The sequence below is a fragment of the Microcystis sp. LE19-8.1F genome (assembly GCF_027531715.1).
Classification (GTDB): domain Bacteria; phylum Cyanobacteriota; class Cyanobacteriia; order Cyanobacteriales; family Microcystaceae; genus Microcystis; species Microcystis wesenbergii_A.
This window is the reverse complement of record NZ_JAPZSO010000063.1, coordinates 1-5,227: the sequence shown is the minus strand read 5'-3', so window position 1 is coordinate 5,227 and position 5,227 is coordinate 1. Positions and strand designations below refer to the sequence as shown.

Sequence of the window (5,227 nt, the reverse complement as noted above, 5' to 3'; positions counted from 1 at the left end):
AGGTCTCAAACGCTCTTCTATTGAGTCCTGTGGTCGCTCTCAAGAGTCTATCTTGATGCAATATTCGGCCAATGTTCAGCATTCAAGGGGATATCCAATCATTGTTTCTTCCCCATTATGCCACTATTACGCAACAAGTCTTTTTATCTCAAATGTCGGGGTGAAGACCGTTCGGCTGAGCTCACGGCCGAAGCCCTCGCGCTTAGCGCGACGGGATGGAACCCAGACCAATATACAACAGCACTTCGACACATTTCGACAGGCTCAATGTAAAAGCTCAGTGGCCACACTTCGACAGAGCTTCGGTGGCCACTAAAATCTTGACAATCTATGCTGTATAGGTTAATACAAAATAAGTTGTTTGAGGTCGATAAACAATGATTATCCTAGAAATGAAAGCAGTGGTCAAACCAAGTCAGTGTTCTGCCATAGATGAAGCTATTCGTACAGTACAATTCATCCGTAATAAGGCTTTAAGCTGACAGGGGGACAAGAGAGCTGAAAATCTTGTGTAGCCCAAGATACAGAACATCGACTCCAAAAAAAGATAGGTCATATATAGTAAATATGACCTAGAGAACAAAAATGATAACGCGATGTGCAACTAAAAACGACAGAATCAGGGTTCCAGAGGATACTTTATCTCTGCTAATTTCTGAAAGCCTTGTAAATCAAGACTAAAAATATAGTTGCACATCGCGTAATGATAAGTGAATTATACCAGAAAGTGTTAGAAAATGAACTGGGGCGAGCCAGATATCTACTGTTGTTAATGATAGTTGTAACCTTGCAAATATTGAAGCAAGCCAAGTTAGAGATATTAGCTGAAGCACTACCAAGGGGGTAATTGGGCAGAGTGCCATGAACCGCTTAATCCAAGTGCGGGTCGTCTCTAGGCGATAGCTCAGGCTAGGGGGTAGCCAGCCATCGGGTTTTTGGCGGTTAAACCTTTTCTTACGGTAACGAACGTTCCGAGAACGAAGACTGCTTCGGAAACCTGCTCGTTTAGCTAAGGATTCTTTGATTTCAAAGCCTCGATGCTTTAATTTTATGGGAAAGATAATATCTTCTCCGCATTGGATAGCAAAGCCTGTCCAGACGGCTCCTGGGTCGATTTTGAGAATGTATTCCTTGGTATTAGGGCTGTCTATGCCCTGGTGATGAACGATAGCATAAGGATAAGTGCGAAAGGTAGCAGCCTTCCCTTTGGCTTGGAGTTTTCTCCCTCTAGCTGGATGGATCATGTCTAAAGGGCGTTTGTTGGCATCGAGTTGGAACACGTAATTTGGCATTTCTGCTACTCCATTTCTGGGTTAGGTTGGCTTCGACAGCTTAAGGGCTTGTTGATAGCTTTTGGTGTTCCACCTGCTAATGGGCGATGTTCCTTGACCGACGCTTGAGACTAGCTAATCTCATTGGGTCGTGACCCTTAAGCGGCTACATCTAATGATGTGATCTGGCGTGAGAACATAACAGAATTATTCCGTTATGCACCGGATTGCTCCGATTTAGCGCTCACTCTCGATCAGGGGCTGTAAATTGATATCCATCTTGTCTGATTTAGGATAGCGGAATTATTAAAAATTATTAAGTATTATTAAGAGTTATTCTCTGGTAAATATGCAGGATACCTCACCAATCTTAATTGTAGAGTTTTTTGGCTTTTATGGGTTAAGCTAAGACGCATCTTAACCGCCTATCCTTAGATTAGCTGAATCTCGCCCACCCCCCTTGCCTCTTGCCTCTTGCCTCGTCTCAACAAGCAATTTAAATGCGCGGGCAGCTTAATAACTTCAGACTCTGACTTTTTTCCTTGATTGAAAGAAATAGGGGTTTCTCGTTATCCGCAATATTTTTTAAAATTTATGGTCAATTCTTAATAAAAAAATTACAGAAAAGTTCTATCTATAAGTCTAAGTTTGCCATTTTTTGATAGTGATCGCTCTTGCCAAGCTTCTATAATAGTCTTCTAGAGGCTAATAGATAGAAACTCGCTGTTTATTCAAGCAAGAAAATTTAGAAAGAAGATAGGAGATAAATACCCTTAAAATTAATTAGCAGGAGGAAATATTACCAATTAAAGGTTCGCTGCTATGAAATTCCGTCAATTGATGCGGGCAACAGAAAATAAATACAATCGGCTGCTGGCAAATCTAGTCTTGCTCTACATTATTTACCCATTTTTAGTATATCTACCCCTGGGAGATTTGCTGATTTTCCTTTTCTTCTCCCTCTCCCTGATCATCGCCGTCTATCAGATCGATCGCAGTAAATTGGCTTTAAGATATAATATCGGTCTGTTTTTGATTGCCCTCCTCCTGCGAGCATTCAGCAGGATTATCCCTATTTATAGCGATTTCAACCGTTGGTTCGATCTGTCTAGTACATTAATTTCTCTAGCTTTTATTAGTTTATGCGTGTACTCAATTTTACGAGAATTAATCATCGCCGAACAGGTGACATCCGATATCATCAAGGGGGGAATTTGTGTCTATTTTCTCTTAGGATTTTTCTGGGCATCCGCTTACAGTATTGTCCAGATTTTCGACCCCGATGCCTTTAGCTCCGCCGCTAAAACCGTCAACCAGGCGGATATAATTCATTTCAGTTTTACTACCCTGGCCACGGTTGGCTACGGTGATATAGTTCCTACCAGTAAAATCGCTAGAGTTCTGGCCAATTTAGAAGGAATGACTGGAGTTCTCTATCCCGCCGTTTTTATCGCTCGTTTAGTCAGTTTACACAATGGTCGTTAACCAAAACAATCCATCGCCTTGGAGAATATTAGATGATTATGCGTCGCTTTATCCCGATTCTTTCTTTACTTTTGCCTTGGGTCACTGCCGCAGGAGTCTTGGCGGAAATACCGACTCTATCCCAGGAAATCCGCCCAAAAACGGCAGAACAGGTGATCGAGCAACTCTGTGCTAATTTAACCAAACAGCGATCGTTCACCGTCAATATGGATGTCACCTATGACGATGTACTCGACTCCGGGGCGAAAGTTCAGTACAGTGCCTATCAAAACATCTGGGTAGAGAAACCCGATCGCCTGCGCTCGGACTACACTGGGGATGAACGAGTTACCCGCTTTTTTTACGACGGTAAAACCTTCACCCTCGCGGATCTGGAACGGGATCTATACGTCACGAAACCAGCACCGAATACTCTAGATGAAGCCTTAGACCAAGTAGAGCAAAGGTACGGAATCACCATTCCCATGTCAAATCTAGCAGCCAACGATCCCTGTGCGGCTCTCATGGCCGATGTCAGACAAATTATTTTTATCGGCAACAACATGGTCAATGGTGAACAAATGTATCACCTGCTGCTGATCGGTAGCGATCGCGATTATCAAATCTGGGTCACGCAAGATGCCACCCCCCTACTGAGGAAAGCGATTATCACCTATAAAACTCTACCCGGTTCACCCCAGTACACGGCAATATTATCCGACTGGAATTTTAGTCCCACTACACCCGCCGATACTTTCACTTTCCAACCGGGATCAGAGTCGATCGGTATCGAACTTCTACCCGCTAGGGATAATCAATCCCAGCCATAAAGCCCGTTCATAAAACGCGATCGCTTGTCGGTATTCCCCTAAATCAGCGTTTTGATATACTTTGGATATCTAACGAATTCGAGGTGGGATCATGAAGTCGCAGATTGGACGCTGGGGTAATTCTTTAGCGATTCGGATTCCCAAGTATGCGGTGGAGGCGCTGAACCTCAATCCTAAGGACGTTGTTGAATGTTCTGTGGAAAACGGAAAGCTAGTAATTGAGCTAATTCAAGCCTTGCCTGATTTAAGCCTAGAAGAACTACTGGCTGAGGTTGTTGAATCACCGGAGCCGGAAGTGGATTGGGGACGGCCAATGGGAGAGGAGGTTTGGTGACATACATTCCAGAACGTGGAGATTTCGTGCGTTTGAGCTTTGACCCACAAATTGGGCATGAGCAAATGGGTAATCGTCCAGCACTGGTGGTAAGCCCTATTGATTTTAATCGCAAGATTGGTTTTGCCTTTGTCTGCCCGGTGAGCAATACGCAACGCCAGAACCCTTTCTACGTCAAGATTCCAGATGGAGAGGTGGTGACAGGAGTTATCATGGTAGATCAACTGCGATCGTTGGACTTCCGAGCGAGAAAAGCGAGCTTTATCGGCAAGTGTCCAGAACGGTTGCTCCAGGATGTTCTCAGAAGAATTAAGCCGATTCTGTTCTGATCGGGACATTCTCAAAAGCCTTAGACATCCATTGTAGCTATCCCTCTCGCTCTTTACTCAAAATTAAGTAGCTGGTTATAATTAAATTAAAAATGGATTTTAGGTTCGATCCCCCCTTAGTCCTAGAGTTGATTCATAGTAGGGTTGATTCATGAATCAACCCTACCCTTAGTCCCCCCTTGATTAGGGTGGTGTCTGATAATTTTTAACGCCTACCTACTTATCGAAAATGTTCCCGCCAGAGTGTGTCTAGAAACAGGAGAGCGTTTTTTTGCACCAGAAACCGTCGAACGCTTACCTAAAATGTCGGATGAATGCCCCCGCTAGATTTTTCGACAAGATACTAACTAAAATTAGCGGGGGATGAAATCCGACCAGAATATCAACCGCGAAGCACAATTTTAATTCTACCATTTGTAGGTAAACTGTGTTATACTTAATTTATCTAAGGTCGAGAATTAATCAATGCTAGTCGTAGAAGCCAAGTTAAAAAATGGGACACCAGAACAATACCAAAAACTTGATGAAGCTATTAGAACTTCTCAGTTTGTGCGTAACTCTTGTGTTCGTTATTGGATGGACAATCAAGGAACAACCCGCAATGATCTCCAAAAACTTTGCTCGGTACTAGCTAACAATAAAGAGACACCATGGGTAAATAAATTAAACTCTCAAGCACGTCAATCTGCTGCTGATAGAGCCTGGCAATCAATTACTAGGTTTTACCAGAATTATCATGCTAATATACCAGAGAAAAAGGGGTTTCCTCGGTTCAAAAAGCATAGTCGTTCTGTTGAATACAAACTAACAGGCTACAAACTCTCTGATGATCGACGTAAAATTAAATTTACCGATGGCTTTAAAGCAGGAGAATTTGATTTATGGTGTAGTCAAAAGACCTTAGTTTATTATTCAGAACAACAGATTAAACGGGTAAGAGTTGTTAGACGTGCTGACGGTTATTATTGCCAGTTTCTGATTGACGTAGAACGGCAAGAA

At 42.9% G+C, this 5,227-nt stretch carries 6 protein-coding genes and 1 pseudogene; 6 read left to right on the top strand and 1 reads right to left on the bottom strand.

The genetic code is table 11. From position 1 onward, the window contains the following. Nucleotides 1-377: 377 nt before the first annotated feature. Nucleotides 378-476: pseudogene (locus O9334_RS06450) on the top strand (transposase); the annotation flags it as partial. A 201-nt stretch (nt 477-677) separates the two neighbouring features. Here O9334_RS06450 and O9334_RS06445 read toward each other — a convergent pair. Next, a complete protein-coding gene (locus O9334_RS06445; RefSeq protein WP_190381639.1) occupies nt 678-1,292 on the bottom strand; it encodes an RRXRR domain-containing protein in 615 nt (204 codons plus the stop codon). Nucleotides 1,293-2,093: 801 nt separating this feature from the next. Between O9334_RS06445 and O9334_RS06440 the strand changes: the two genes are divergently transcribed. The 5 genes from O9334_RS06440 to O9334_RS06420 all read left to right on the top strand — a co-directional run. Next, a complete protein-coding gene (locus O9334_RS06440; RefSeq protein ID WP_045358604.1) occupies nt 2,094-2,756 on the top strand; it encodes a potassium channel family protein in 663 nt (220 codons plus the stop codon). Nucleotides 2,757-2,788: 32 nt separating this feature from the next. Next, nucleotides 2,789-3,565: a DUF2092 domain-containing protein gene (locus O9334_RS06435; protein WP_045358605.1), complete on the top strand. Its 777-nt coding sequence runs from the start codon at nt 2,789-2,791 to the stop codon at nt 3,563-3,565. A gap of 91 nt (nt 3,566-3,656) precedes the next feature. Next, nucleotides 3,657-3,899 carry an AbrB/MazE/SpoVT family DNA-binding domain-containing protein gene (locus O9334_RS06430; protein WP_045358606.1) on the top strand — a complete coding sequence of 81 codons (243 nt, stop codon included), beginning with the start codon at nt 3,657-3,659 and terminating at the stop codon, nt 3,897-3,899. Continuing rightward, entirely contained in the window at nt 3,896-4,228 is a 333-nt protein-coding gene (locus O9334_RS06425; protein ID WP_002780531.1) for a type II toxin-antitoxin system PemK/MazF family toxin, read from the top strand. Before O9334_RS06430 ends, O9334_RS06425 begins: the two co-directional genes overlap by 4 nt. 465 nt (nt 4,229-4,693) lie before the next feature. Further along, on the top strand, nt 4,694-5,227 hold a 534-nt coding region (locus O9334_RS06420), incomplete at its 3' end, for an RNA-guided endonuclease InsQ/TnpB family protein (RefSeq protein ID WP_287999691.1).

What these genes read in the sequence shown, in the direction of transcription:
- O9334_RS06440 (WP_045358604.1), top strand. Translation starts at nt 2,094, where the DNA reads ATGAAATTCCGTCAATTGATGCGGGCAACAGAAAATAAATACAATCGG.
- O9334_RS06435 (WP_045358605.1), top strand. Translation starts at nt 2,789, where the DNA reads ATGATTATGCGTCGCTTTATCCCGATTCTTTCTTTACTTTTGCCTTGG.
- O9334_RS06430 (WP_045358606.1), top strand. Translation starts at nt 3,657, where the DNA reads ATGAAGTCGCAGATTGGACGCTGGGGTAATTCTTTAGCGATTCGGATT.
- O9334_RS06445 (WP_190381639.1), bottom strand. Translation starts at nt 1,292, where the DNA reads ATGCCAAATTACGTGTTCCAACTCGATGCCAACAAACGCCCTTTAGAC.